At 69.4% G+C, this 22,800-nt stretch carries 22 protein-coding genes; 13 read left to right on the top strand and 9 right to left on the bottom strand.

Annotated features, from left to right (window positions below; genetic code table 11):
- Positions 1-188 precede the first annotated feature (188 nt).
- On the bottom strand, positions 189-1,310 hold the full coding sequence (gene cobT / locus ABD357_RS22625; RefSeq protein ID WP_344392426.1) for a nicotinate-nucleotide--dimethylbenzimidazole phosphoribosyltransferase: 1,122 nt from the start codon (positions 1,308-1,310) through the stop codon (positions 189-191).
- A 224-nt stretch (positions 1,311-1,534) separates the two neighbouring features.
- Here cobT and ABD357_RS22620 point away from each other — a divergent pair, with 224 nt between their 5' ends.
- A complete protein-coding gene (locus tag ABD357_RS22620) occupies positions 1,535-2,500 on the top strand; it encodes a class I SAM-dependent methyltransferase (protein WP_344392425.1) in 966 nt (321 codons plus the stop codon).
- A gap of 25 nt (positions 2,501-2,525) precedes the next feature.
- Here ABD357_RS22620 and ABD357_RS22615 read toward each other — a convergent pair whose 3' ends face one another.
- Entirely contained in the window at positions 2,526-3,824 is a 1,299-nt protein-coding gene (locus ABD357_RS22615) for a bifunctional adenosylcobinamide kinase/adenosylcobinamide-phosphate guanylyltransferase (protein WP_344392423.1), read from the bottom strand.
- A gap of 163 nt (positions 3,825-3,987) precedes the next feature.
- Here ABD357_RS22615 and ABD357_RS22610 point away from each other — a divergent pair, with 163 nt between their 5' ends.
- A complete protein-coding gene (locus ABD357_RS22610) occupies positions 3,988-4,200 on the top strand; it encodes a hypothetical protein (RefSeq protein WP_344392422.1) in 213 nt (70 codons plus the stop codon).
- 73 nt (positions 4,201-4,273) lie between these two features.
- Here the strand turns inward: ABD357_RS22610 and ABD357_RS22605 are convergent, their stop codons facing one another.
- The gene (locus ABD357_RS22605; RefSeq protein WP_344392420.1) at positions 4,274-4,975 is read right to left on the bottom strand and encodes a class I SAM-dependent methyltransferase; all 702 of its coding nucleotides are present in this window, start codon (positions 4,973-4,975) and stop codon (positions 4,274-4,276) included.
- Positions 4,976-5,058: 83 nt separating this feature from the next.
- The gene (locus tag ABD357_RS22600) at positions 5,059-5,685 is read right to left on the bottom strand and encodes a DUF3043 domain-containing protein (RefSeq protein ID WP_344392419.1); all 627 of its coding nucleotides are present in this window, start codon (positions 5,683-5,685) and stop codon (positions 5,059-5,061) included.
- A 300-nt stretch (positions 5,686-5,985) separates the two neighbouring features.
- On the opposite strand from ABD357_RS22600, the gene ABD357_RS22595 reads away from it, so the two are divergent.
- From ABD357_RS22595 to ABD357_RS22580, 4 genes are all read left to right on the top strand, one after another.
- Complete coding sequence (locus ABD357_RS22595; protein WP_344392417.1) at positions 5,986-6,804, top strand: PspA/IM30 family protein; 819 nt, start codon at positions 5,986-5,988, stop codon at positions 6,802-6,804.
- A 40-nt stretch (positions 6,805-6,844) separates the two neighbouring features.
- Positions 6,845-7,132 (top strand): PspA-associated protein PspAA, encoded by a 288-nt coding sequence (gene pspAA, locus ABD357_RS22590; protein WP_344392416.1) that lies wholly within the window; start codon positions 6,845-6,847, stop codon positions 7,130-7,132.
- A 167-nt stretch (positions 7,133-7,299) separates the two neighbouring features.
- Positions 7,300-8,595, top strand: coding sequence for a sensor histidine kinase (locus ABD357_RS22585; RefSeq protein WP_344392414.1), 1,296 nt, complete (start codon positions 7,300-7,302; stop codon positions 8,593-8,595).
- Positions 8,592-9,272, top strand: a complete 681-nt coding sequence (locus ABD357_RS22580) for a response regulator (protein WP_344392413.1) — start codon at positions 8,592-8,594, stop codon at positions 9,270-9,272. The genes ABD357_RS22585 and ABD357_RS22580 overlap by 4 nt, the downstream gene beginning before the upstream one ends.
- Positions 9,273-9,480: 208 nt before the next feature.
- On the opposite strand, the gene nadA is transcribed toward ABD357_RS22580, so the two are convergent.
- The gene (nadA, locus tag ABD357_RS22575) at positions 9,481-10,665 is read right to left on the bottom strand and encodes a quinolinate synthase NadA (protein ID WP_344392412.1); all 1,185 of its coding nucleotides are present in this window, start codon (positions 10,663-10,665) and stop codon (positions 9,481-9,483) included.
- A gap of 454 nt (positions 10,666-11,119) precedes the next feature.
- Between nadA and ABD357_RS22570 the strand changes: the two genes are divergently transcribed.
- On the top strand, positions 11,120-11,476 hold the full coding sequence (locus tag ABD357_RS22570; RefSeq protein ID WP_165262550.1) for a HesB/IscA family protein: 357 nt from the start codon (positions 11,120-11,122) through the stop codon (positions 11,474-11,476).
- Positions 11,477-11,595: 119 nt separating this feature from the next.
- On the opposite strand, the gene ABD357_RS22565 is transcribed toward ABD357_RS22570, so the two are convergent.
- Positions 11,596-13,566 (bottom strand): hypothetical protein, encoded by a 1,971-nt coding sequence (locus ABD357_RS22565; protein WP_344392410.1) that lies wholly within the window; start codon positions 13,564-13,566, stop codon positions 11,596-11,598.
- 283 nt (positions 13,567-13,849) lie between these two features.
- Positions 13,850-14,077, bottom strand: coding sequence for a hypothetical protein (locus tag ABD357_RS22560; protein WP_344392408.1), 228 nt, complete (start codon positions 14,075-14,077; stop codon positions 13,850-13,852).
- 133 nt (positions 14,078-14,210) lie between these two features.
- On the opposite strand from ABD357_RS22560, the gene ABD357_RS22555 reads away from it, so the two are divergent.
- The gene (locus ABD357_RS22555) at positions 14,211-15,185 is read left to right on the top strand and encodes a carbohydrate kinase family protein (RefSeq protein ID WP_344392406.1); all 975 of its coding nucleotides are present in this window, start codon (positions 14,211-14,213) and stop codon (positions 15,183-15,185) included.
- A gap of 23 nt (positions 15,186-15,208) precedes the next feature.
- Here the strand turns inward: ABD357_RS22555 and ABD357_RS22550 are convergent, their stop codons facing one another.
- On the bottom strand, positions 15,209-16,591 hold the full coding sequence (locus ABD357_RS22550; RefSeq protein ID WP_344392404.1) for a cysteine desulfurase/sulfurtransferase TusA family protein: 1,383 nt from the start codon (positions 16,589-16,591) through the stop codon (positions 15,209-15,211).
- Between the two features lie 329 nt (positions 16,592-16,920).
- On the opposite strand from ABD357_RS22550, the gene ctaC reads away from it, so the two are divergent.
- The 4 genes from ctaC to ABD357_RS22530 all read left to right on the top strand — a co-directional run bounded on the left by ctaC (position 16,921) and on the right by ABD357_RS22530 (position 21,426).
- Positions 16,921-17,919: an aa3-type cytochrome oxidase subunit II gene (gene ctaC / locus ABD357_RS22545; RefSeq protein WP_344392401.1), complete on the top strand. Its 999-nt coding sequence runs from the start codon at positions 16,921-16,923 to the stop codon at positions 17,917-17,919.
- Positions 17,916-19,649, top strand: coding sequence for an aa3-type cytochrome oxidase subunit I (gene ctaD, locus ABD357_RS22540; RefSeq protein WP_344392400.1), 1,734 nt, complete (start codon positions 17,916-17,918; stop codon positions 19,647-19,649). Before ctaC ends, ctaD begins: the two co-directional genes overlap by 4 nt.
- On the top strand, positions 19,646-20,044 hold the full coding sequence (locus ABD357_RS22535) for a cytochrome c oxidase subunit 4 (protein ID WP_344392398.1): 399 nt from the start codon (positions 19,646-19,648) through the stop codon (positions 20,042-20,044). Before ctaD ends, ABD357_RS22535 begins: the two co-directional genes overlap by 4 nt.
- A gap of 131 nt (positions 20,045-20,175) precedes the next feature.
- Positions 20,176-21,426: a L,D-transpeptidase gene (locus ABD357_RS22530; protein WP_344392397.1), complete on the top strand. Its 1,251-nt coding sequence runs from the start codon at positions 20,176-20,178 to the stop codon at positions 21,424-21,426.
- A gap of 141 nt (positions 21,427-21,567) precedes the next feature.
- Here ABD357_RS22530 and ABD357_RS22525 read toward each other — a convergent pair whose 3' ends face one another.
- On the bottom strand, positions 21,568-21,966 hold the full coding sequence (locus tag ABD357_RS22525) for a response regulator (RefSeq protein WP_344392396.1): 399 nt from the start codon (positions 21,964-21,966) through the stop codon (positions 21,568-21,570).
- A 209-nt stretch (positions 21,967-22,175) separates the two neighbouring features.
- On the opposite strand from ABD357_RS22525, the gene ctaE reads away from it, so the two are divergent.
- Positions 22,176-22,796, top strand: a complete 621-nt coding sequence (gene ctaE, locus ABD357_RS22520) for an aa3-type cytochrome oxidase subunit III (protein WP_344392395.1) — start codon at positions 22,176-22,178, stop codon at positions 22,794-22,796.
- The last annotated feature ends 4 nt before the right edge of the window (positions 22,797-22,800 follow it).

Genomic DNA, 22,800 nt, shown 5'->3' with positions numbered 1-22,800 from the left:
ATCGGTAAGTTGCCTGCGCGTCACGACCATCTTCCTATCGGATCCGCCCTCCGAGCGGACCCGAATCGGCAAGATGATCACGACATCACACAGGCTCTAGGAGGCCGCAGGCCTCCTAGGGGCGCGGGGAACTGCGCGACCAGCCACAACGAACCCGCAGCTTAAAACCGCCTAACCCAGCGGAGCGCTCACGCCCCGTCAGGGCCCTGCGGCTCCAGGCTCACCGGCTCCGCCGGGTCTTCCGCGCCCTTGGAAGCCTCCGGCTCGGCCATTTCCGGCAGCTCAGCGGCCAGCGCAGCCGCGGCCTGGACCAAGGGAAGGGCAAGCAGCGCCCCCGCACCCTCACCGACCGTGACCCCGTGGTCGAGCAGCGGCTCCAGGGCCATACGGTCCAGGGCCTTCGCCTGCGCGGGCTCCCCGCTGCTCTGGCCGGCGAGCCACCAGTCGGGTGCACGGAAGGCGACCCGCTGCCCGACCAGCGCACAGGCGGCGGAGACGACGCCGTCGAGGATCACCGGCGTCTTGCGTACCGCGCTCTGCAGCAGGAAACCGGTCATCGCCGCGAGATCGGCGCCGCCCACGGTCGCGAGCAGCTGCAACTGGTCCCCGAGCACGGGCCGGGCACGCCGCAGCGCGTCCCGTACGGCCGCGCACTTGCGCATCCAGGCCAGGTCGTCGATCGCGCGCCCGCCGCGCCCGGTGACCACCGAGGCGTCGGTCCCGCACAGCGCGGCGATCAGTACGGCCGCGGCCGTCGTCCCGCCCACGCTCACATCCCCGAGGACGACCAGATCGGTCCCGGAGTCGGCCTCCGCGTCCGCGAGGGCGACCCCCGCGCGGAAGGCCGCCTCCGCCTCCTCGATGGTCAGCGCGTCCTCCACGTCGATCCGCCCGGAGCCACGCCGCACCCGATGCCGTACGACCTCGTCGGGCAGCGTCTCCGGCTCGCAGTCGAGCGCCATGTCGACCACCCGTACCGGCACACCCAGCCGCCGGGCCAGCACCGCCCCGGGGCTCGCGCCGTCGAGCACGGCCCGCACCAGCTCCTCGGCACTGCCGGGCGGTCGTGCCGAGACACCGAGTTCGGCAACCCCGTGGTCACCCGCGAACAACAGCACACGCGGACGCTCGATCGCCCGCACCGGCACGGCCGACTGCGCGGCCGCCAGCCACTCACCCAGTTCGTCGAGGCGCCCGAGGGATCCGGGCGGCACGATCTGCCGCTCCCGGCGCGCCTCGGCGTCCCGGCGCACACCGCCGTCGGGACGCTCGATCAGATCGGTGAAGTCGTCGAGATTAAGCGAGCTCATTCGCCGAACAGTACCGGCAGCGTCCGCAGCCGACCCTGGACGGGCCGCCCGTGCGACACGGCCGCCGGTCAGCACTGTCAGCGCCCCTGTCACGGCACGTGCGGCGACGACTCCAGACCGTGATTGCATCGGCGAAGACGATCTCATACGTTCCGGTTTGCAACGAATTGCCGTACGGGTCATACCGCGTCGTTCTTTCCCGCTTTTCCCGGCAGGAGCAGCTCATGCCCCCCACACCGCAGGCCGGCGTCGCGCACGGCGTCGCCCATCCCGGCGAACTCGCCCTGGATCCCGACCAGTTCCACGAACCCCGCAGGCGAGACTGTCCCTGGTGCGGCTCGCGGCGGCTGCGCACCCTGCTGCGTACGCGGGACCTGCTCCAGCACAAGCCCGGCACCTTCGTCCTCGACGAATGCCAGGACTGCGCCCACGCCTTCCAGAACCCCCGCCTCACCGCCGAGGGCCTGGCCTACTACCACCGGGACTTCCCCCACGAGACCCTGCCGGTACGCATCCTCCGCACCCGGGCCGGACGCGGACGCCACCTGGCCGTGGCCCGCGCGATGCTCACGTATCCCGAGCCCGAGAGCTGGCTGGACGTCAGCACCGGATACGGCAGGTTCCCGGCCGCCGCAAGGGAGGTGCACCCGTACACCGCCTTCGACGGGACCGACCCGAGTGCACGCGTCGAGCGGGCGCGGGAGCTGGGCCGCATCGAGGAGGCGTACCGCGGCCGGCTGCCCGACCTCGTCGAGCGGCTGCGGGCCCGCTACGACGTGGTGAGCATGCTCCACCACCTGGAACACAGCCCCGACCCGCGCGAGGAACTGCGCGCCGCGCTCGCCGTGCTGCGGCCCGGCGGGCATCTGCTGGTCGAAGTCACGGACCCCGACTGCGCGTTCGGCACGCTGCTCGGCAAGTGGTGGCTGCCGTACGGCCAGCCACGGCATCTGCACCTCGTGCCGCTGAGCAATCTGCTCGGCGAGCTCGACGCGCTCGGCTGCACGGTCGTCTGCGTCGACCGGTGCTCGCCGCATGTCCCGTACGACCTCACCGGAGCGGTTTCGCTGCGCCTGGCCGGCCGGTGTGCTCCTGTGCTGGCCGCTCCGTTCGCCCTGGACCATGCGCTGGCCCCGCTGCTGCGCCGCACCCGGTTCTCCAACTCGTACCGGGTGATTGTGCGGCGCTGAGTCGTGGACAGCTCCGCGGCCCCCCTCACCCCCGCAGCGGCACCGCCTGCCCCGCCACCACCAGCAACACGTGCTCGCACTCCGCCGCGAACCCCGCGTTCAACCGGCCCAGCTCATCCCGGTAACGGCGCCCGGAAGGCGTGGCGGGGACGATGCCGGAGCCCACCTCGTTGGACACGGCGACGACGGTGCGGCGGGTCTCGCGGACAGCGGCCGTCAGCTCCTCCACCCGCGCCCGCAGGGCACGTTCGCCGCCGCCCGCCCACTCGTCGTCGTCCCAGGCGGCGACGGAGTCCATCGCGTCCGTCAGCCACAGCGACAGACAGTCGATGAGCAGCGGCGGCCCGTCCTCCTTCAGAAGCGGTACGAGATCGCAGGTCTCGGCGGTACGCCAGGAACCGGGGCGCCGCTCACGATGGGCGCTCAGCCGGGCCGCCCACTCGCTGTCCCCGTCGCGGGCGCCACCGGTCGCCACGTACAGCACATCCGGGAAGGACTCCAGCCGCCGTTCCGCCTCCACCGACTTCCCGGACCGCGCCCCGCCCAGGACCAGCGTCCGGCGCGGTACGTCAGGAACGTCCTCGTACACCCCCACGGTCAGTGTCGTCCCGTCCGGCACCGCCCGCGCCCCCGCCGCCGCCAGCCGCCGCCGCAGCTCCGGACCCGGCGGCACATCGTGGTCGACATGCACCGCGATCACGTCGGTCGCGGGTCCGGCGGCCCCGGCCGCGCGCAACCGGGCCAGCGCGTCCGGCCGCCCGAGGACATCGGCGACCACCATGTCGTACGACTCGTCCGCCGCCTCGTCCCCCACTCTCGGCTTCTCCCCCGCTCTCGGCTTCGCTCGAGCGGGGGGACCCCCATGACCGGGGGGACCCCCATGACCGGGGGGAGCCCCATCGTCGAGCCCCGCGGGTGCGGCGCCCGGCGGCAGATACAGCAGCCGCTGCCCGTCGGGCCCCGTCACCGCGTACCCCGTGCCGGGTGCGTCCAGTGCCACCGCCCGCACCCGGTGCCCGGTGAGCAGCGCCAGCTCCCGCCCGTCCGGCACCCGTCCGGGCTGCGGCAGTCCCGCGGGCACCTCGACCGGGGGCCCGTCATGCGGATGCGACAACAGCACCTGCCGCACACCGGCCAGCGACCGTCCCACCCGGGCAGCCGCGAACGCCGCCCCGGGAGTGAGGTCGAGCAACAACGTGCCGTCGACGAGAACAGCGGTGGCAGCCCGCGCATCCCGCCCGAGCGCAGCCGCGCAGGCCGCACACGGGCAACCGGGGTGGGGCAGACCATCGGGAGCACCGGTCCCGAGCAGAGTGATGTCCACGGGGTTGATTTTTCCGCCTCGGTGCACCGCTTGCGCGACAGGGGCCCCTTTAGAGGCGTGTTGGAGCCGCGAACCCCGCACTTCCAGCGGAACGCCTAGTCTGGGCCGTAACCCGATCTTGCTCGGTACTTGTTCGGTACTGGTTCGGTACTTGGGAGGCGACATGGCGGCATGGACGTGGCGGTTCGAGAAGGCCGACGGGGCGGAGGTCCAGCCCGCGGTACAGCCCGAGGAGTTCACCACGCAGGGCGACGCCGAGTCCTGGATCGGTGAGCACTGGAAGGCGCTGGCCGACGGGGGAGTGGACCAGGTGCGGCTGTTCGAGGACGCCACGGAGATCTACGGCCCGATGAGCCTGCACGCCGAGGCCTCGTAGACGTACCGCAAGAGACACAGCGGTGGCCGCGACCGTACGAACGGTCGCGGCCACCACTGCTTTCCGGGGGCTCTCAGCCCCGCACCCCGCACAGGTGCAGCAACGCCGCCACGCCCCGGTACGGATCCGTTCGCCCGGCCCGCTCCTCGGCGGCCAGCAGCGCCTCCACGTCATCCGGAACGGGTGCGTCGTCCGCGGCCAGATCCGTGAAGACCCGCACCCCGTACCAGGCGTGCAACGGCGCCCCGATCCCGGCGAGTGTGCCGGTGAGTGCGTCGAGCCGGTCCGCGCGTACGTCGAGGCCGAGCCGATTCGTGTACGCGCCTGTGTCGAACGAGGCCAGGGCACCGGCCCAGTCGCCCGCGAGGCCCGGCCGCATGGCGAGGGCGTCGCCGTTCCGTACGAGCAACGAGAGCAGTCCGCCGGGGGCCAGCATCCGGGCCAGGCCCGCGACCAGGGCGTCTGGCTCCTCGACGTACATGAGCACGCCGTGGCACAGCACCACATCGAAACTGCCCGGCAGGAAGTGGACGCCGGTTTCCCGCCCGTCCCCCTCGAAGAGCCGCACCCGGCTGCGGATCCCCTCCGGCTCGGCGGCGAGCGCCTCGCGGGCCGTGGCGACCATCGTCGGGTCCTGCTCGAGCCCGGTGACCTTGTGTCCGGCCCGCGCCAGGCGGAGCGCCTGGGTGCCCTGGCCCATGCCCACGTCCAGCACCCGCAGCCGCTGCCCCACCGGGAACCGCCCGGCTATCTGCTCGTCGAGCTGCCGGGCCACCAGTTCCTGCCGTACGACGTCACGCAGTCCGCCCAGCTTGTTCAGCCAGGCATCCGCCGCACCACCCGTGAAAGCTGCGGCGCTCAGGGCCGCTCTCCGCGCTTGACCTGCGGCTTCGGCAGCCGGAGGCGACGCATCTGGAGGCTGCGCATCAGCGCGTAGGCGACGGCGCCGCGCTTGGACTCGTCCGGGAGGCGCTCGTTGAGCTGCTTCTTCAGGCGGATCGCGATGCCGATCGAGTCGACCACGATCATCACGATGACGAAGAGCCACAGCAGCAGAGCGATGTTCTGCAGCTGCGGGATCTGGACCATGCTCAGTACGAGGATGACCACGGCCATCGGCAGGAAGAACTCGGCGACGCAGAAACGCGAGTCGACGAAGTTGCGCGCGTACTTCCGCACCGGGCCCTTGTCACGGGCGGGCAGATAGCGCTCGTCGCCGCTGGCCAGCGCCTCGCGCTGTTTCGCCAGCGCACGGCGGCGGTCCTCGCGCTGTTGCTTGGCCGCCTCCTTGCGGTTCGTCGGCGTACTGGCGACGCTGCGGCGCTGGGACTGGGCCTCACTGCGCTTGGGCGTGGGGCGACCCTTGGGGGCCTGCGGGTCGCGGGGCTGCTTGGAGTCGGTCACCTGCGCCTTGTCGGCGGGGGCCTTCTCTTCCTTGGCACGGCTACGGAACACAAAACCCAAGGGTACGGGGTTTCCAGGCATGGACCACAGTCCAGAGGGGAACGATCCGGCAACACCCGTCGTCTGTAGGAGCACAGGGGGGACACAGAGAGGGCGTTGCCGACGGTTCGCCCCCAGCGCGCCTGAGGTAATCCCGAACGTGTCCCGTACCTAACCCAGGGAGGCACCTACTCCCTACGCGGGAGCGGTACCGACCACAGTCGTCCTTGGGGAGGAGCGCATCCGTCCCCGAACAGTGCGGTAATGGATGCAGAGCCCGTACCGTGGGTTCTGTTGCAGTCGCTGGAGCTGGAGTCCGTCAGAAGGGGGCGCGCGAAGCCCATGAGCGGTGTCATGAAGCGTATGGGGATGATCTTCCGCGCGAAGGCGAACAAGGCCCTTGACCGGGCCGAGGACCCTCGCGAAACCCTCGACTACTCGTACCAGAAGCAGCTGGAGCTGCTGCAGAAGGTGCGCCGCGGAGTCGCCGACGTGGCGACCTCCCGCAAGCGCCTGGAGTTGCAGCTCAACCAGCTCCAGAGCCAGTCCTCGAAGCTGGAGGACCAGGGCCGCAAGGCCCTCGCCCTCGGCCGGGAGGACCTGGCGCGTGAGGCGCTGTCGCGCCGTGCCGCGCTCCAGCAGCAGGTCACCGACCTGGAGACGCAGCACCAGACCCTCCAGGGAGAGGAGGAGAAGCTCACGCTCGCCGCCCAGCGTCTGCAGGCCAAGGTCGACGCCTTCCGTACGAAGAAGGAGACGATCAAGGCCACGTACACCGCCGCCCAGGCGCAGACCCGGATCGGCGAGGCCTTCTCCGGGATCTCCGAGGAGATGGGCGACGTCGGCCTGGCCATACAGCGCGCCGAGGACAAGACGGCGCAGCTCCAGGCCCGCGCAGGCGCCATCGACGAACTGCTCGCCTCCGGTGCCCTCGACGACCCGTCCGGCATGGCCAAGGACGACATCCAGGCCGAGCTGGACCGGCTCTCCGGCGGCACCGACGTGGAGCTGGAACTCCAGCGCATGAAGGCGGAGCTGGCCGGCCCCTCGTCGCCCCAGCAGGCGATCGAGGGCGGTACGGGTCAGACTCAGTCCCAGGACCAGTCCCAGTCAGGGGCACAGGACCAGCCGCGGGACACTCCGCGCTTCGACAAGCAGTGAGTCCCACGCCGTAGAAGTCCCACGCCTTGAGGAGGGCGTCGTGATCGTACGGATCATGGGGGAGGGACAGGTGAAGCTGGACAACGCCCACTTCACCGAACTGAACAAGCTGGACGACGAACTCCTGTCAGAAATGGAGTCCGGCGACGAGGAGGGCTTCCGCCGCACGCTGGGAGCACTCCTCGCAGCAGTGCGCAGCCTGGGCACCCCACTCCCCGACGACGCCCTGGAACCCTCGGAACTCATCCTCCCGTCCCCGGACGCAACCCTGGAGGACGTCAGGGAGATGCTGAGCGAGGACGGCCTGATTCCCGGCAAGCCGCTCTAGCTCCGGTGCAGGGGAGCGCCCATAGGGGCGCGGGGCTGTGACATATGCGGCTCCGCCGCGGGGCGCGCGAGCAACCACAGGGAAGCCGCACTCGCCAGTGATCGGAACCCACCACCCCCATAGGCGCCCCAGTTCCGCCGAACGCAGTGGCCCCGTACGGTGAACGCGTGAGCACAATCAAGCGCACCGCAACCTGGCTGCGGGCCCACCCGCTGGCAGTGGACGGTGCGCTGGCGGCAGCCGTCCTGGCATGCATGATCGTCGCCTCCTTCGCCGCCCCGGACGAGTACGACCACGGCAAGACCTGGGGCACGCAGGCACCCGACGCGCTGGGCCTCACCCTGATGACGCTGGCCGCCATCACCCTGGTCTTCCGCCGCCGCGGCCCCCTGCCGGTACTCGCCGTGACGGGCGCCCTCTCCCTCCTGGAGCTGGTCAGCGGCGACCCGCGGACCCCGGTCGTCATGTCCGCCGTGGTGGCCCTCTACACGGTGGCGTCGGCGACCGACCGGCCCACCACCTGGCGGGTCGGCCTGCTCACCATGACCGTCCTGACGGGCGTCGCGATGCTCGCCGGCTCCATGCCCTGGTACGAGCAGGAGAACCTCGGCATCTTCGCCTGGACAGGCATGGCCGCCGCCGCGGGCGACGCGGTGCGCAGCCGCCGCGCCTTCGTGCACGCCATAAAAGAGCGCGCAGAACGGGCCGAACGCACGCGTGAGGAAGAAGCCCGCCGCCGCGTCGCCGAGGAACGGCTGCGGATCGCCCGCGATCTGCACGACGTCGTCGCCCACCACATCGCGCTCGTCAACGTCCAGGCCGGAGTGGCCGCCCACGTCATGGACAAGCGCCCCGACCAGGCCAAGGAAGCCCTCGCGCACGTACGCGAGGCCAGCCGCTCCGCGCTCAACGAACTCCGCGCCACCGTCGGCCTGTTGAGGCAGTCCGGCGACCCAGAGGCGCCCACCGAACCGGCCCCGGGCCTGGACCGGCTCGACGAGCTCGTCGGCACCTTCCGCAGCGCGGGCCTGCACGTCGAGGTGGCCCGCGCCGACCATGGAACCACCCTGCCCGCGGCCGTCGACCTGGCCGCGTACCGCGTCATCCAGGAAGCCCTCACCAATGTGCGGAAGCACGCGGGTACGGAGGCGAAGGCCGAGGTCAGCGTCGTACGCGTGGGACCGAACGTGGAGATCACCGTGCTGGACAACGGACCCGGCGACGACGCGGAGGCCCGGCAGGACGAGAACGGCGGGCACGGGCTGCTCGGCATGCGCGAGCGGGTCGGAGCGCTCGGCGGCAGTTGCACCGCCGGACCCCGCTACGGAGGCGGCTTCCGCGTCCATGCGATCCTGCCGGTCAAGAGCCGCACCGGGGACACGGTCGGGGGCACTGCCTCGGCGAACGTGCCGTCGAGGCCTGCGGCAGCCAGGAGAACGGCACCCACGGGGGATCCCGCATGACCATCCGCGTCCTGCTCGCCGACGACCAGGCCCTGCTGCGGAGCGCGTTCCGTGTGCTGGTCGACTCCGAGCCCGACATGGAGATCGTCGGCGAGGCCTCGGACGGCGCCGAGGCGGTGCGGCTCGCGCGCGAGGAGCGGGCCGACGTCGTCCTGATGGACATCCGCATGCCCGGCACGGACGGTCTCGCCGCGACCCGGCTGATCAGCGCGGACCCGGGCCTCACGCACGTACGCGTGGTCATGCTGACGACCTTCGAGGTCGACGAGTACGTGGTGCAGTCCCTGCGGGCCGGCGCCTCCGGCTTCCTCGGCAAGGGGGCCGAGCCGGACGAGCTTCTCAACGCCATCCGGGTCGCGGCGAGCGGTGAGGCCTTGCTGTCGCCGGTGGCCACCAAGGGGCTGATCGCCAAGTTCCTCGCGCAGGGCGACGGGGACGACGGCCGGGACCCGGCCCGCGCCGAGCGCCTCGACGCGCTGACCGGCCGTGAACGCGAGGTTCTCGTCCAGGTCGCGGGCGGCCACTCGAACGACGAGATCGCCGAACGCCTCGAGGTCAGCCCGCTCACCGTGAAGACCCACGTCAACCGAGCCATGTCCAAGCTGGGCGCCCGCGACCGTGCCCAACTGGTCGTCATCGCCTACGAGTCGGGGCTGGTACGTCCAAGGGTGGAGTGAGCTTCGGCGGCCCGTGTTGCGCCCGCAGTATGGGCCCGCAAGGAGCGCGGGCGAAGAAGCGGGCGGCTCCGCCGTCCCAGCCGGCGGAGTCCGGGGAGCCGGAGTCGACGGGCGTCTGATGGGTTGGTGGTGCTCCGTACGTTCACGTACGGGCACCGCTCACCCCGAGCAGAAGCCCGCCTCGGGGTGAGCGGGGTCGGTCACCGGGTTACGGCAGCGCCAGCATCCGCTCCAGCGCCAGCTTCGCGAACTGCTCGGTCTCCCGGTCGACCTCGATGCGGTTCACGAGGTTGCCCTCGGCCAGGGACTCCAGCGCCCACACCAGGTGGGGGAGATCGATGCGGTTCATCGTCGAGCAGAAGCAGACCGTCTTGTCGAGGAAGACGATCTCCTTGCCCTCGGATGCGAAACGGTTCGCCAGGCGGCGGACCAGGTTCAGCTCCGTGCCGATGGCCCACTTGGAGCCCGCCGGAGCCGCCTCCAGGGTCTTGATGATGTGCTCGGTCGAACCTACGTAGTCCGCCGCGGCGACCACCTCGTGCTTGCACTCGGGGTGGACGAGGACGTTCACGCCGGGGATCCGGGCCCGTACGTCCTCGACCGACTCGAGGCTGAAGCGGCCGTGCACCGAGCAGTGGCCGCGCCACAGGATCATCTTCGCGGCCCGCAGCTGGTCGGTGGTCAGCCCGCCGTTCGGCTTGTGCGGGTTGTAGACGACGCAGTCCTCCAGAGACATGCCCATGTCCCGCACCGCGGTGTTCCGGCCCAGGTGCTGGTCGGGCAGGAAGAGTACCTTCTCGCCCTGCTCGAAGGCCCACTCCAGGGCCCGCTTGGCATTGGACGACGTACAGATCGTGCCGCCGTGCTTGCCCGTGAACGCCTTGATGTCCGCGGACGAGTTCATGTACGAGACGGGGACGACCTGCTCGGATATCCCGGCCTCGGTCAGCACGTCCCAGCACTCGGCGACCTGCTCGGCCGTCGCCATGTCGGCCATGGAGCAGCCGGCGGCGAGGTCGGGGAGGACGACTTTCTGGTCGTCGGACGTCAGGATGTCCGCGGACTCCGCCATGAAGTGCACGCCGCAGAACACGATGTACTCGGCCTCCGGGCGCGCGGCCGCGTCCCGGGCCAGCTTGAAGGAGTCCCCGGTGACATCCGCGAACTGGATGACCTCGTCGCGCTGGTAGTGGTGGCCGAGCACGAAGACCTTGTCCCCGAGCCTCTCCTTGGCCGCGCGGGCGCGCTCGACCAGGTCCGGGTCGGACGGCGAGGGCAGGTCACCGGGACACTCGACGCCGCGCTCGCTCCTCGGGTCGGCCTCGCGGCCGAGCAGCAGCAGGGCGAGGGGCGTCGGCTGTACGTCGAGCTCCTGGGTCTGGGCGGTGGTCACGAAACACGCACCCTTTCTGTTCTGCGGCTCGCTTGAATCACCTGGAACGATCAAGCGGGACAAGCCTTTTCGTCGAATTGACGTTATCTATCATAACCGCTTCACGTCAGTTTGACGATGCCCATATTGTCGATGTGACGTGAATCCCGCCGCTTTCCAGTGGGTTCCCAGCCGGTTCCGAGCCGGTGAGAGGCGGCGGAAGGACAGGTTGCGAGAAGGCGTACAGAAGGGCGTTCACCCGGCACGGCAGGGCGTAAGCGCGGGGGTGTACCGGGCTTGTCCACAGGCCTCGGGCTCGGCTCCTGGCTTGTCCACAGGACATTTTCCGCTGCCGACCGCATGTGCGAGCATGAAGGAGCAAGCGAAAGACACGCGCTCGGCCCGGAATGAATCCGCGGCCCCGCCGGTTGCAACCGTCGGCAAGCAGTCTCCGTACAACCCGGGAGAGAAGCAGATGTCCGTATCGGACGAGACCACCACCGTGAGCGACGGCATCCTCCTGTCGGACGCCGCCGCGGCCAAGGTCAAGGGCCTGCTCGAGCAGGAGGGCCGCGACGATCTGGCGCTGCGCGTCGCCGTTCAGCCCGGCGGCTGCTCCGGCCTGCGGTACCAGCTCTTCTTCGACGAGCGCTCCCTCGACGGCGATGTCGTCAAGGAGTTCGGCGGTGTGAAGGTCGTCACCGACCGTATGAGCGCTCCGTACCTGGGCGGTGCCTCCATCGACTTCGTGGACACGATCGAGAAGCAGGGCTTCACGATCGACAACCCGAACGCGACGGGTTCCTGCGCCTGCGGCGACTCCTTCAGCTGACCCGGAGCCCGGCCTCGTACGTTCCAGTGCAGAAGGCCGTGTGACGCAGAAAGGCGGCGCCCCCTCCAACGGGGCGCCGCCTTCGCGGGTTCAGGCCCTGCTCGGCAGGCCTACATCGTCTACTTCGTCAGCTTCGGCAGGTCCTTCTCCAGCGGCAGCGCCTTGCCGTCCGTGCCCACGACCTTGCGGTCGCCGAGCGGCTCCTTCAGGTCCACCGTCTTGTGGAAGGTCTTCGCGATCATGATGCAGACCTTGTCCTTCCACGGTGTCTCGGTCACCTTGACCGTCACGGTCCTGCCCGTCTCCTCGGCCGACGCCGAGTAGTCACTGCACACACCGCCCGTGAAGCGCACGGTCAGCTTTGTGTCGTCCGCGCTGTAGCCCTCGACCCTGACGTTCCGCTGGGACGGCGCGGCGCTCGGATCGTCACCGGGTTCTCCGGGCTTCGCGGTCGGAGGGGCCGGAGTGTTCCCCGGCTGGTCCGGAGAGGTCAGATACCTCGGCTCGACCGCCGGATGCGTCACCGTGTAGCTCTCCTCGGCCCCCTCGGTCCGTACCTCGAAGAGCCAGGACGGCACCAGCGCCTGCTGTCCGTCCACGAAGTGCGACGCCAGACCGAAGGTGGCGCCCTCGACTACCGCAGAGGGTGTGAACTTCAAGGTCGACGGCCCGCACGTGACATCGTCCGCCCCCTTCTCCCCGTCCTCCAGGGGTGCGGGTGTGGCGCACCCGCCGATACCCACCCGCCCGTCGCCCGCGGACCGGTTCAGCAGGTCGAGTGTCTGCTCGGCACCGAGCACCGGGTACGTGTCGCCCTTCACCGGTGCCTTCAACTGGCCGCTGCCGCCCACGACCTGACCGTCCGCGCCGATCTGGACACCGGTCGTCCAGCCGTACGTCGGCAGCCCGCCGACCTCCGGCTCGGCGTTCACCACGCGCTTCGTGCCCATGAGCTGGCTCGCGTCCAGTTTCGCGTCGTCCTGGCCGATCGCCTTCAGGACGGGCGCGGCGGCCTTCTTCGCGGCGTCCACGCTCACCGGGTCGGCCTTGGCGTCCGGGGAGGTCGCGTCGCTCTCGCACACCGTGGTGCTCTCGCAGGGGACGGTGCCGGGGACAGAGCGGCTGTACGTCCAGATGCCGGGCGCCTTCTTGTTCACCTGAAGACCCGGTCCCGAACCGTCCTTGGCGGCCCCGACCTTCCAGGCCTCGCCCTCCGCTGTCGGCTTGCCCTGCACGCCGAGGGCCTTCGCAAGGCGGGCCACCTCGGCCGCCGTGACCTCGCCCTTCGTGCGGTACACGGGCGCGGAGCCGGGGCCCTCCGGGACCTCGCCCTCGAAGCGGTACTTCGTGCCGTTCGGGTCGGGCTCGCCGGGCGCGATGCCGTTCGGGTCGCCAGTACCGCTCTCGGTGTAGCCGTCCAGGGCGAGCGGCGGCGGATCGCCGTCGCCTCCCGCCGTGCCGGATCCACCCCGGTCATCCGAGCCACCGCCACCAGACGCGCTCGTGGCGAAGTACGCCCCGCCGCCCCCGAAGACCAGCACCGCGGCTGCGACCGATGCGGCGACGACCACGGAACGCCTCCGGCGCGGCGGGCCGGGTTCGTCGCGGCCGGCTTCGTCCCGGACGACCTCGTCCTGACGGGCCTCGCCTCGGGCGGCCTCGGCCCGGACGGTTTCGTCTCGGGCGGCCTCGGCCCCGACGGTTTCGTCCCGCGCTGCCTCGTCCCCGACGTGTTCCTCCCGCGCAGCCTCGTCCTCGATGGTTTCGTCCGGGGCGGCTTTTTCCAGGGCGGTTTCGTCTCGGTCGGCCTCGGCCCGGACGGGTTCGTGCCGTGCCGCCTTGTCTCCGATGGTTTCGTCCGGGGCGGCTTTTTCCAGGACGGTTTCGTCTCGGGCGACCTCGGCCCCGACGGGTTCGTGCTGGGCAGCCTCCTCCGGGACCGTTCCATCCTGGGCGGCCTCTGCCCCGACCGCTCCGTCCTGGGCGGCCTCTGCCCCGACCGCTCCGTCCTGGGCGGCCTCTGCCCCGACCGTTTCGTCCGGGGCGTCGTCCTCCCGGACGGCATCGTCATCGGGTCGCTCGGTGTTCACCGCATCGCTCCTTCTACCGCACCGCGGTCCCATGAGACCCAGCCCTGACAGGGCAGGGCGCAGCAGGGTCGTATCCCGTCTCCCCTTTACGGGGGACAGCGATGGGACGCGGCGGGGGAGCTCATGGTTCCCTCCGGGTTCCTTCCTGAGCAGGCCTGCCGAAGTCCGGTGCGGTATCGCGCCCTTTCAGGGGCGGGGCTGTGTCAATGTGGGGACTCCACCCCGTGGGCGTGACAAGCCACAACGAACCCGCAGCTTGGAACCGCGCAACCCAGCGGAGCGTTCAGTCCCCGTAGTCCGACATCGCGTCCAGCAGTCGCGCGGACGTCGGCGGAACCGTTACCCCATGGATGAGTGACGGGGACACCGGGAGGGGAGCGATCCGGGCGGGTGCGGCCCAGTGCGGAACCATCCGGGCGCAGTCGCCGCGCAGCTCCGCGAGGCCGCCCTCGAGGTCAAGAGACCCCTCGAGGCCGAGCGGAGCGGAGCCGTGGATCTTGAGGTTCGTCATATTGGAACCGTAAGCACCGCAAGGCCTACGGCAAAAGCCCTACTATCGGGTAGTTCTGCCCGCTTCGAAGTAGCGGAGCCGACCCGATAGCGTGAACTGTCAATCTCCCTCCTCGCAGGAGTGTGTCCTAGCCGTGCGTATCGCAGTCACCGGCTCCATCGCCAACGACCACCTCATGACCTTCCCGGGGCGCTTCGCCGACCAGTTGGTCGGGGACCAGCTGCACACGGTCTCGCTCTCGTTCCTGGTCGACTCCCTCGAAGTACGCCGGGGAGGTGTGGGCGCCAACATCGCCTTCGGCATGGGCCAGCTCGGATCCTCGCCGATCCTGGTCGGAGCCGCGGGCGCCGACTTCGACGAGTACCGGGCCTGGCTGGACCGGCACGGCGTCGACACCGCGTCCGTACGCATCTCCGAGGTGCTGCACACCGCGCGCTTCGTCTGCACCACGGACGCCGACCACAACCAGATCGGCTCGTTCTACACCGGCGCCATGAGCGAGGCCCGGCTCATCGAGCTCAAGTCGGTCGCCGACCGCGTCGGCGGGCTCGACCTCGTCCTCATCGGCGCGGACGACCCCGAGGCGATGCTCCGGCACACCGAGGAGTGCCGTACTCGGGCGATCCCCTTCGCGGCCGACTTCTCCCAGCAGATCGCGCGCATGGACGGCGAGGAGATCCGCATACTGCTGGACGGCGCGACGTACCTCTTCTCGAACGAGTACGAGAAGGGGCTCATCGAGTCCAAGACCGGCTGGACGGACGCCGAGATCCTCTCCAAGGTCGGTCACCGTGTGACGACGCTCGGCGCGCGCGGCGTCCGCATCGAGGCCGTCGGCGAGGAGACCATCGAGATCGGCACCGCCGAGGAGACGGCGAAGGTCGACCCGACGGGCGTCGGCGACGCGTTCCGCGCGGGCTTCCTCTCGGGCCTGGCCTGGGGCGTGTCGCACGAGCGCGCCGCCCAGGTCGGCTGCATGCTCGCCACGCTGGTCATCGAGACCACCGGCACCCAGGAGTACGAGCTGCGCCGTACGCACTTCATGGACCGCTTCACCAAGGCGTACGGCCATGACGCGGCGGCGGAGGTCCAGGCCCACCTGGCCTGACACCCGGCCCGGCAGTCGCCCGGCTACGACGTACGGCGGACCACGTAAGCCGAACCGTGGTCCGCCGGCTCCTCCCCGACGTACTCCTGGCCCCGCATCGCGCACCACGCCGGGATGTCCAGGCGGGCCGCCTCGTCGTCCGAGAGGACGCGGATCGTGCCGCCCAGGGGTACGTCGTCGATGACCTTCGCGAGTTCGATCACCGGGATGGGACAGCGCCTCCCGAGGGCGTCCACGGTGAGGGCTTCCTCGGCTGCCGGCGCCCTCGGCGCGTGGACCGGAGCGCCCAGCTTCTCGCGGACCGTCGAGACCGCGCCCGGCAGCACTTCCAGGAAGCGGTCCGCGTCTTCCTCGGACGTACCCAGGGGCAACGACACCCGGACGTTGCCCTCCGTCAGCACCCCCATCGCCTTCAGCACATGGCTCGGCGTCAGCGTGCTGCTCGTGCAGGACGACCCGGACGACACCGAGAAGCCCTCGCGGTCGAGCTCGTGCAGCAATGTCTCTCCGTCGACATAGAGACAGGAGAAGGTGAGCAGGTGGGGGAGCCGGCGTACCGGGTCGCCCACCACCTCCACATCCGGCACCAGTTCCGGCACCCGCGCCCGGATCCGGTCCGTCAACTCCCGCAGCCGGGCCGACTCGGCGGCGGCCTCCGCGCGCACCGCACGCAGCGAGGCCGCCGCGGCGACGATGCCGGGGATGTTCTCGAAGCCGGGAGCGCGCCCCGACTCCCGCTCGTCGACGGGGCCTTGAGGCGCGTACCGCACCCCCTTGCGCACGACGAGAAGCCCGACACCCGACGGTCCGCCCCACTTGTGGGCGCTGCCCGTCAGCAACGACCAGTCACCCTCGACCGGCCCCCACACCAACGACTGCGCCGCGTCCACCAACAGCGGTACGCCCGCCGCACGACACGCGGCGGCAACCGCGGCGACCGGCTGCTCCGTACCCACCTCGTGGTTGGCCGACTGCAGACAGGCAAGCGCGGTGTCGGGCCGGAGCGCGTCGGCGTACGCCTCGGGGGAGACGGCCCCCGTACGCAGTACGGGCACTTCGGTCACCGACCCGCCCTCGCCCCGGTGAACCTCCGCCGCATGCAGCACCGAAGAGTGTTCGACAGCAGACACGATCAGGTGGCGCCCGGCACGGCGACGTCCCGCCAGCGCTCCCGCGACCCCGGAATGCACGGCCGACGTACCGGATGAGGTGAACACCAGCTCGTCCGCCCGACACCCAACGGCCTCGGCCATGGCTTCCCGCGCCGCATCGAGCAACAGCCGGGCCCGCCGCCCTTCGCGGTAGAGGCGAGCGGGATCAGCCCACCCCTCGTCGAGGGCAGCAACGAGGGCCTGCCGAGCAACGGGGTGCAGGGGGGCAGAAGAAGCGGCATCAAAATAGGGCACAGGCCAACGCTAAGCGCCCCAAAGGGGCGCGGGGAACTGCGCGAGAAACCAAAGGCAACCCGCACTCGCCTCACAAAGTCGCACGGCCGAGCTATTAGGCGCCCCAAACCCGCCGGTTAAAAGCGATCCCAAGGGCGTCCAACCCGTCGGCGTGACCCGCGGAGCGACTCGCGGCACGGAGGGGCCCCCTCCCCGCGAACCCCCGGAGGGCGTCGGCTAGGGTTTGGTCCGCATAAACATCCAAACCCCTGCCCGACGCAGGGCGGCGACCGACCACCGAGAAGGCCGCAGCCAAACACGCGCGGGCGAGACTCTCGGGAAGGCGCTACGTGAGTCCCAACGGCTCCGACCTCCCCCACGCCCCGGGGGGCGCGGGCGGTACCCCCACGCCGCGGCGCCCGCTCCGGCGGAAGCTGCTGCAGGCACTGACTGCGGGCCTGGTTCTGGCGACAGCCTCTGGTTGCTCGTACAACTGGGAAGACTTCCCCCGCCTCGGTATGCCGACCCCGACCACGGAAGAGGCTCCGCGGATCCTCTCCCTGTGGCAGGGCTCCTGGGCTGCCGCGCTCGCCACCGGCGTGCTGGTGTGGGGACTGATCCTGTGGAGCACCATCTTCCACCGGCGCAGCCGCACCAAGGTCGAGGTTCCCCCGCAGACCCGGTACAACATGCCCATCGAGGCGCTGTACACGGTTGTCCCGCTCATCATCGTCTCGGTGCTCTTCTACTTCACCGCCCGCGACGAGTCGGAGCTCCTCGACACCTCCAAGAAGCCCGACGTGACGATCAACGTCGTGGGCTACCAGTGGAGCTGGGGCTTCAACTACGTCGAGGACGTCGAAGGTTCGGACGGCGACGCGAAGACCGACGAGAACCTGGACGCGATTCCGACCCGGTTCAAGGACGACTTCCCGGCGAACGCCGGCGGCGTCTACGACGTCGGCACGCCCGGCTCGGAGAACCCGCAGACGGGCAACCCGGGCCCGACCCTCTGGCTCCCCAAGGGCAAGACGGTCCGATTCGTCCTCACCTCGCGTGACGTCATCCACTCCTTCTGGGTGGTGCCGTTCCTGATGAAGCAGGACGTCATCCCGGGCCACACCAACGCCTTCCAGGTGACCCCCAACAAGGAGGGCACCTTCCTCGGCAAGTGCGCCGAACTGTGCGGCGTCGATCACTCCCGGATGCTCTTCAACGTGAAGGTCGTCTCTCCCGAGCGTTACGAGGCCCACCTCAGGGAGCTCGCGGAGAAGGGCCAGACCGGTTACGTCCCGGCCGGTATCGAGCAGACGGACCACGAGAAGAACCGGGAGACGAACCAACTGTGAGCATCCTCAACGAACCTCAGGGTGCCGCGCCGGAAGACACGTACCAGAACGAGGTCCCGGTACGGCGGAAGCAGCCCGGCAACGTCGTCGTCAAGTGGCTCACCACCACGGACCACAAGACGATCGGCACGCTGTATCTGGTCACGTCGTTCGCGTTCTTCGTCATCGGCGGCGTGATGGCGCTGCTGATGCGCGCCGAGCTGGCCCGCCCCGGCAACCAGCTCATGTCGAACGAGCAGTTCAACCAGGCGTTCACGATGCACGGCACGATCATGCTGCTGATGTTCGCGACGCCGCTGTTCGCCGGCTTCACGAACTGGATCATGCCGCTGCAGATCGGTGCCCCCGATGTGGCGTTCCCGCGGCTGAACATGTTCGCCTACTGGCTGTACCTGTTCGGCTCGCTGATCGCGGTGGGCGGCTTCCTCACCCCGCAGGGCGCGGCCGACTTCGGCTGGTTTGCGTACTCGCCGCTGTCCGACGCGGTCCGCTCGCCGGGCATCGGCGCCGACATGTGGATCATGGGCCTGGCGTTCTCCGGCTTCGGCACCATCCTCGGCGCGGTCAACTTCATCACCACCATCATCTGCATGCGCGCACCGGGCATGACCATGTTCCGCATGCCGATCTTCGTGTGGAACGTGCTGCTCACCGCGGTGCTGGTGCTGCTCGCCTTCCCGGTGCTGGCCGCCGCGCTGTTGGCGCTGGAGGCGGACCGCAAGTTCGGCGCCCATATCTTCGACGCGGCCAACGGCGGCGCATTGCTGTGGCAACACCTCTTCTGGTTCTTCGGCCATCCAGAGGTGTACATCATCGCGCTGCCGTTCTTCGGCATCATCTCCGAGGTCATCCCGGTCTTCTCCCGCAAGCCGATGTTCGGCTACATGGGCCTGATCGGCGCGACCATCGCGATCGCCGGCCTGTCGGTCACCGTGTGGGCGCACCACATGTACGTCACCGGCGGCGTGTTGTTGCCGTTCTTCTCCTTCATGACGTTCCTGATCGCCGTGCCGACGGGCGTGAAGTTCTTCAACTGGATCGGAACGATGTGGAAGGGGTCGTTGTCGTTCGAGACCCCGATGCTGTGGGCCACCGGCTTCCTGATCACCTTCACCTTCGGTGGTCTGACCGGTGTCATCCTGGCTTCGCCGCCGATGGACTTCCACGTCTCGGACTCGTACTTCGTGGTGGCGCACTTCCACTACGTGGTGTTCGGCACGGTGGTGTTCGCGATGTTCTCCGGCTTCCACTTCTGGTGGCCGAAGATGACCGGCAAGATGCTCGACGAACGCCTCGGGAAGATCACCTTCTGGACGCTGTTCATCGGCTTCCACGGCACGTTCCTCGTCCAGCACTGGCTGGGTGCCGAGGGCATGCCACGGCGGTACGCGGACTATCTCGCGGCCGACGGCTTCACCGCGCTGAACACGGTCTCGACGATCAGTTCCTTCGTGCTCGGCCTGTCGGTCCTGCCGTTCTTCTACAACGTGTGGAAGACCGCCAAGTACGGCAAGAAGGTCGAGGTCGACGACCCGTGGGGCTACGGCCGCTCGCTGGAGTGGGCCACGTCCTGCCCGCCGCCGCGGCACAACTTCCTCACCCTGCCGCGGATCCGCAGTGAATCCCCGGCGTTCGACCTGCACCACCCGGAGATCGCCGCCATCGACCAGCTCGAGAACGTCGGTCCCGCCGAGAAGTCCCTCGCTGGTGGCAAGGAGGCCGGCAAGTGAAGATCCAAGGCAAGATGTTCATCTGGCTGGCCGTCTTCATCCTGGTCATGGCGATCGTCTATGGCGTGTGGTCGAAGGAGCCGGCCGGTACCACGGCCCTCTTCCTGGGCTTCGGCCTGAGCATCATGATCGGCTACTACCTGGCCTTCACGGCCCGGCGGGTCGACGTGGGCGCCCAGGACAACAAGGAGGCCGACGTCGCGGACGACGCCGGTGAGATCGGCTTCTTCAGCCCGCACAGCTGGCAGCCGCTCTCCCTCGGTATCGGTGGCGCGCTCGCCTTCATGGGCGTCGTCTTCGGCTGGTGGCTGCTGTACTTCTCGCTGCCGATCATCATGATCGGCCTGTGGGGCTGGGTCTTCGAGTACTACCACGGCGAGAACCGCACCCAGTAACACGCGCTCTGCGCTCTGGAGCCCGGACACTCCGTCACGGAGGGTCCGGGCTCCCTCGTTTGCCGGACAACGGATCCCCCACACGGGCCACCCGCCGCGCCACAGCGCTCACGCGTTCCTACGTTGAACGCATGAGCCTCTCACCGCGAAACCGCACCGTCACCAGCTGCGCCATACTGCTGGTCACCCTGGGCGCGGGCGTCACGGCCTGCAGCTCCGACGGCCACCCGCTCTCGGCCAGTCCGTACGACGCGACGGACCAGATCGCCTTCAACGCCCCGGTGGGCGACGGCAAGAAGGCCGACCCGGACAAGCCCCTGGAAATCACCGCCGAGGACTCCGGCGGACGCATCACCGACGTGACGGCCACCGACGCCGCCGGACGGTACGTGGCGGGCGAACTCTCCGCGGACGGCTCCCGCTGGCACAGCACCTCACCGCTCGCCGCGGGCGCCCGCTACACGGTGCGCGTGAGCACGGAGAACGAGGACGGGGCGCCCGGCCGCAAGGTCCTCGCCTTCGACACCGGCAGGCCCAGCACGAAGAAGCGGCTGGGTGTCACGTTCGGCCCCAAAGCGGGTACGTACGGCGTCGGCCAGCCCGTCACGGCCGAACTCAGCGCCCCCCTCAAGGACAAGGCTGCCCGCAAGGTCGTCGAGCGCGCCCTCAAGGTCGTCTCACAGCCCGCTGTGCAGGGCGCCTGGCACTGGGTGGACAACAAGACCCTGCACTACCGCCCCAGGGAGTACTGGCCCGCCCACGCCACCATCCGCGCGTCCAGCAACCTCGACGGCATAAAGGTCGCCGAACGGCTCTGGGGCGGCAAGGCCAAACCCCTGAAGCTCACCACGGGCGACCGCGTCGAGGCCGTCACGGACGCCGCCGCGCACTCGATGGCGGTCTACCGGAACGGCAAGGAGATCAAGCGAATCCCCGTCACCACCGGCAAGTCCGGCTTCGAGACCCGTAACGGCGTCAAGGTCGTGCTCGGCAAGGAGTACTTCGTACGGATGCGCGGCACCAGCATCGGCATCGCCGAGGGCAGCGGGGAGAACTACGACCTGCCCGTGTACTACGCCACCCGCGTCACCTGGAGCGGCGAGTACGTCCACGCCGCCCCCTGGTCCACCGGCTCCCAGGGCTCCGCCAACGTCAGCCACGGCTGCACCGGCATGAGCACCGAGAACGCCGCCTGGTTCTTCAAGACCGTCCGCCCCGGCGACCTGGTCAAGGTCGTCAACTCGGACGGCGAGATGATGCCCGCCTTCGGCAACGGCTTCGGCGAGTGGAACCTCGACTGGCAGAACTGGCAAAAGGGCAGCGCCCTGGTAGAGGGCCCAAGCCCACAGGACAGAGCACGCCTGAGCCCGATATCAGCTTGAGCGGACGTGCACGGCTGGAGCGGACGTTCAGGGGCGGCGCCCGTCAGGGGCGCGGGGCTGTATCAATTTGCGGCTCCGCCGCGTGGGCGCGACAAGCCACGAACTACCCGCAGCCGCCGTACAGCCAGCGAGACCGAGCTCTCAGGCGCTCAAGGCCTTCTGCCGCAACAAGGAAGCCAACGCCGACGCGAAGTCGACCGGCTCCACCGGCAGGATTGCCGTCGCATCCGCCCGAGACCACGTGGCCAGCCACGCATCCTGAGGCCGCCCGATCAGCAACAGCACAGGCGGGCAGTTGAACACCTCATCCTTGATCTGGCGGCACATCCCCATGCCGCCCATGGGCACGGCCTCACCGTCCAGCACACAGACGTCGATCCCACCCCGGTCCAGCTCCTTCAGAACCGCCGCAGGAGTCGCACACTCGATGAACTCGACCTGAGGAACATCACTCGCCGGCCGGCGCCCCGTGGCGAGCCGCACCTGCTCCCGCGTATTGGAGTCGTCGCTGTAGACCAGCACCGTGGCGGTCGCCTGCATTGTTCCTCCGTGACTTCGGGACTCGCGTCGTAAGAACGTCGTACGGACATGGTTCATACGGTCATGGACCGATGCGCGGATGCTACTCCCTCGGACACCTGCTACACACCGGTCCGTAGCCCCTTCCCCGAGTCATCCGAGCAGCGCACAGCGGACAGACACTCCGAACGGCACCCCCCGGGGTGAGGGCGGGATAAGCGACCGACATAATGTCGGTCGTGGCGACAGCAACGACAGTAGAAACCGGGCACGCGCACCCGTCGGTCAATCGGCCGAACCTCACCAGCGTCGGAACCATCATCTGGCTGAGTTCCGAGCTGATGTTCTTCGCGGCCCTCTTCGCGATGTACTTCACCCTGCGATCGGTGACCGGTCCGGATCACTGGAAGGAGATGGCGGACACCCTCAACTTCCCGTTCTCGGCGGTCAACACCACGATCCTGGTGCTCTCCTCCCTCACCTGCCAGCTCGGCGTTTTCGCCGCCGAGCGCGGGGATGTGAAGAAGCTCCGGATGTGGTTCATCGTCACCTTCATCATGGGTGCGATCTTCATCGGCGGTCAGGTCTTCGAGTACACGGAGCTGGTCAAGCACGAGGGCCTCTCGCTCTCGTCCGACCCGTACGGCTCGGTGTTCTACCTGACGACCGGCTTCCACGGCCTGCACGTGACGGGTGGTCTCGTCGCCTTCCTGCTGGTCCTGGGGCGTACGTACGCGGCCCACAGGTTCACGCACGAGCAGGCAACCGCCGCCATCGTCGTGTCCTACTACTGGCACTTCGTCGATGTCGTCTGGATCGGCCTCTTCGCCACGATCTACATGATCAAGTAGCCGG

Origin of the sequence: Streptomyces vastus, from assembly GCF_039532825.1 — a bacterium.
GTDB classification, from domain to species: Bacteria; Actinomycetota; Actinomycetes; order Streptomycetales; family Streptomycetaceae; genus Streptomyces; species Streptomyces vastus.
The sequence above is the reverse complement of the archived record's forward strand: the minus strand, read 5'-3'. Positions and strand labels throughout refer to the sequence as shown.

Coding starts and splice junctions, on each gene's coding strand:
- cobT (WP_344392426.1), bottom strand. CDS start 1,310: ATGAGCTCGCTTAATCTCGACGACTTCACCGATCTGATCGAGCGTCCC.
- ABD357_RS22620 (WP_344392425.1), top strand. CDS start 1,535: ATGCCCCCCACACCGCAGGCCGGCGTCGCGCACGGCGTCGCCCATCCC.
- ABD357_RS22610 (WP_344392422.1), top strand. CDS start 3,988: ATGGCGGCATGGACGTGGCGGTTCGAGAAGGCCGACGGGGCGGAGGTC.
- ABD357_RS22600 (WP_344392419.1), bottom strand. CDS start 5,685: ATGCCTGGAAACCCCGTACCCTTGGGTTTTGTGTTCCGTAGCCGTGCC.
- ABD357_RS22595 (WP_344392417.1), top strand. CDS start 5,986: ATGAGCGGTGTCATGAAGCGTATGGGGATGATCTTCCGCGCGAAGGCG.
- ABD357_RS22580 (WP_344392413.1), top strand. CDS start 8,592: ATGACCATCCGCGTCCTGCTCGCCGACGACCAGGCCCTGCTGCGGAGC.
- ABD357_RS22570 (WP_165262550.1), top strand. CDS start 11,120: ATGTCCGTATCGGACGAGACCACCACCGTGAGCGACGGCATCCTCCTG.
- ABD357_RS22560 (WP_344392408.1), bottom strand. CDS start 14,077: ATGACGAACCTCAAGATCCACGGCTCCGCTCCGCTCGGCCTCGAGGGG.
- ABD357_RS22530 (WP_344392397.1), top strand. CDS start 20,176: ATGAGCCTCTCACCGCGAAACCGCACCGTCACCAGCTGCGCCATACTG.
- ABD357_RS22525 (WP_344392396.1), bottom strand. CDS start 21,966: ATGCAGGCGACCGCCACGGTGCTGGTCTACAGCGACGACTCCAATACG.
- ctaE (WP_344392395.1), top strand. CDS start 22,176: ATGTCGGTCGTGGCGACAGCAACGACAGTAGAAACCGGGCACGCGCAC.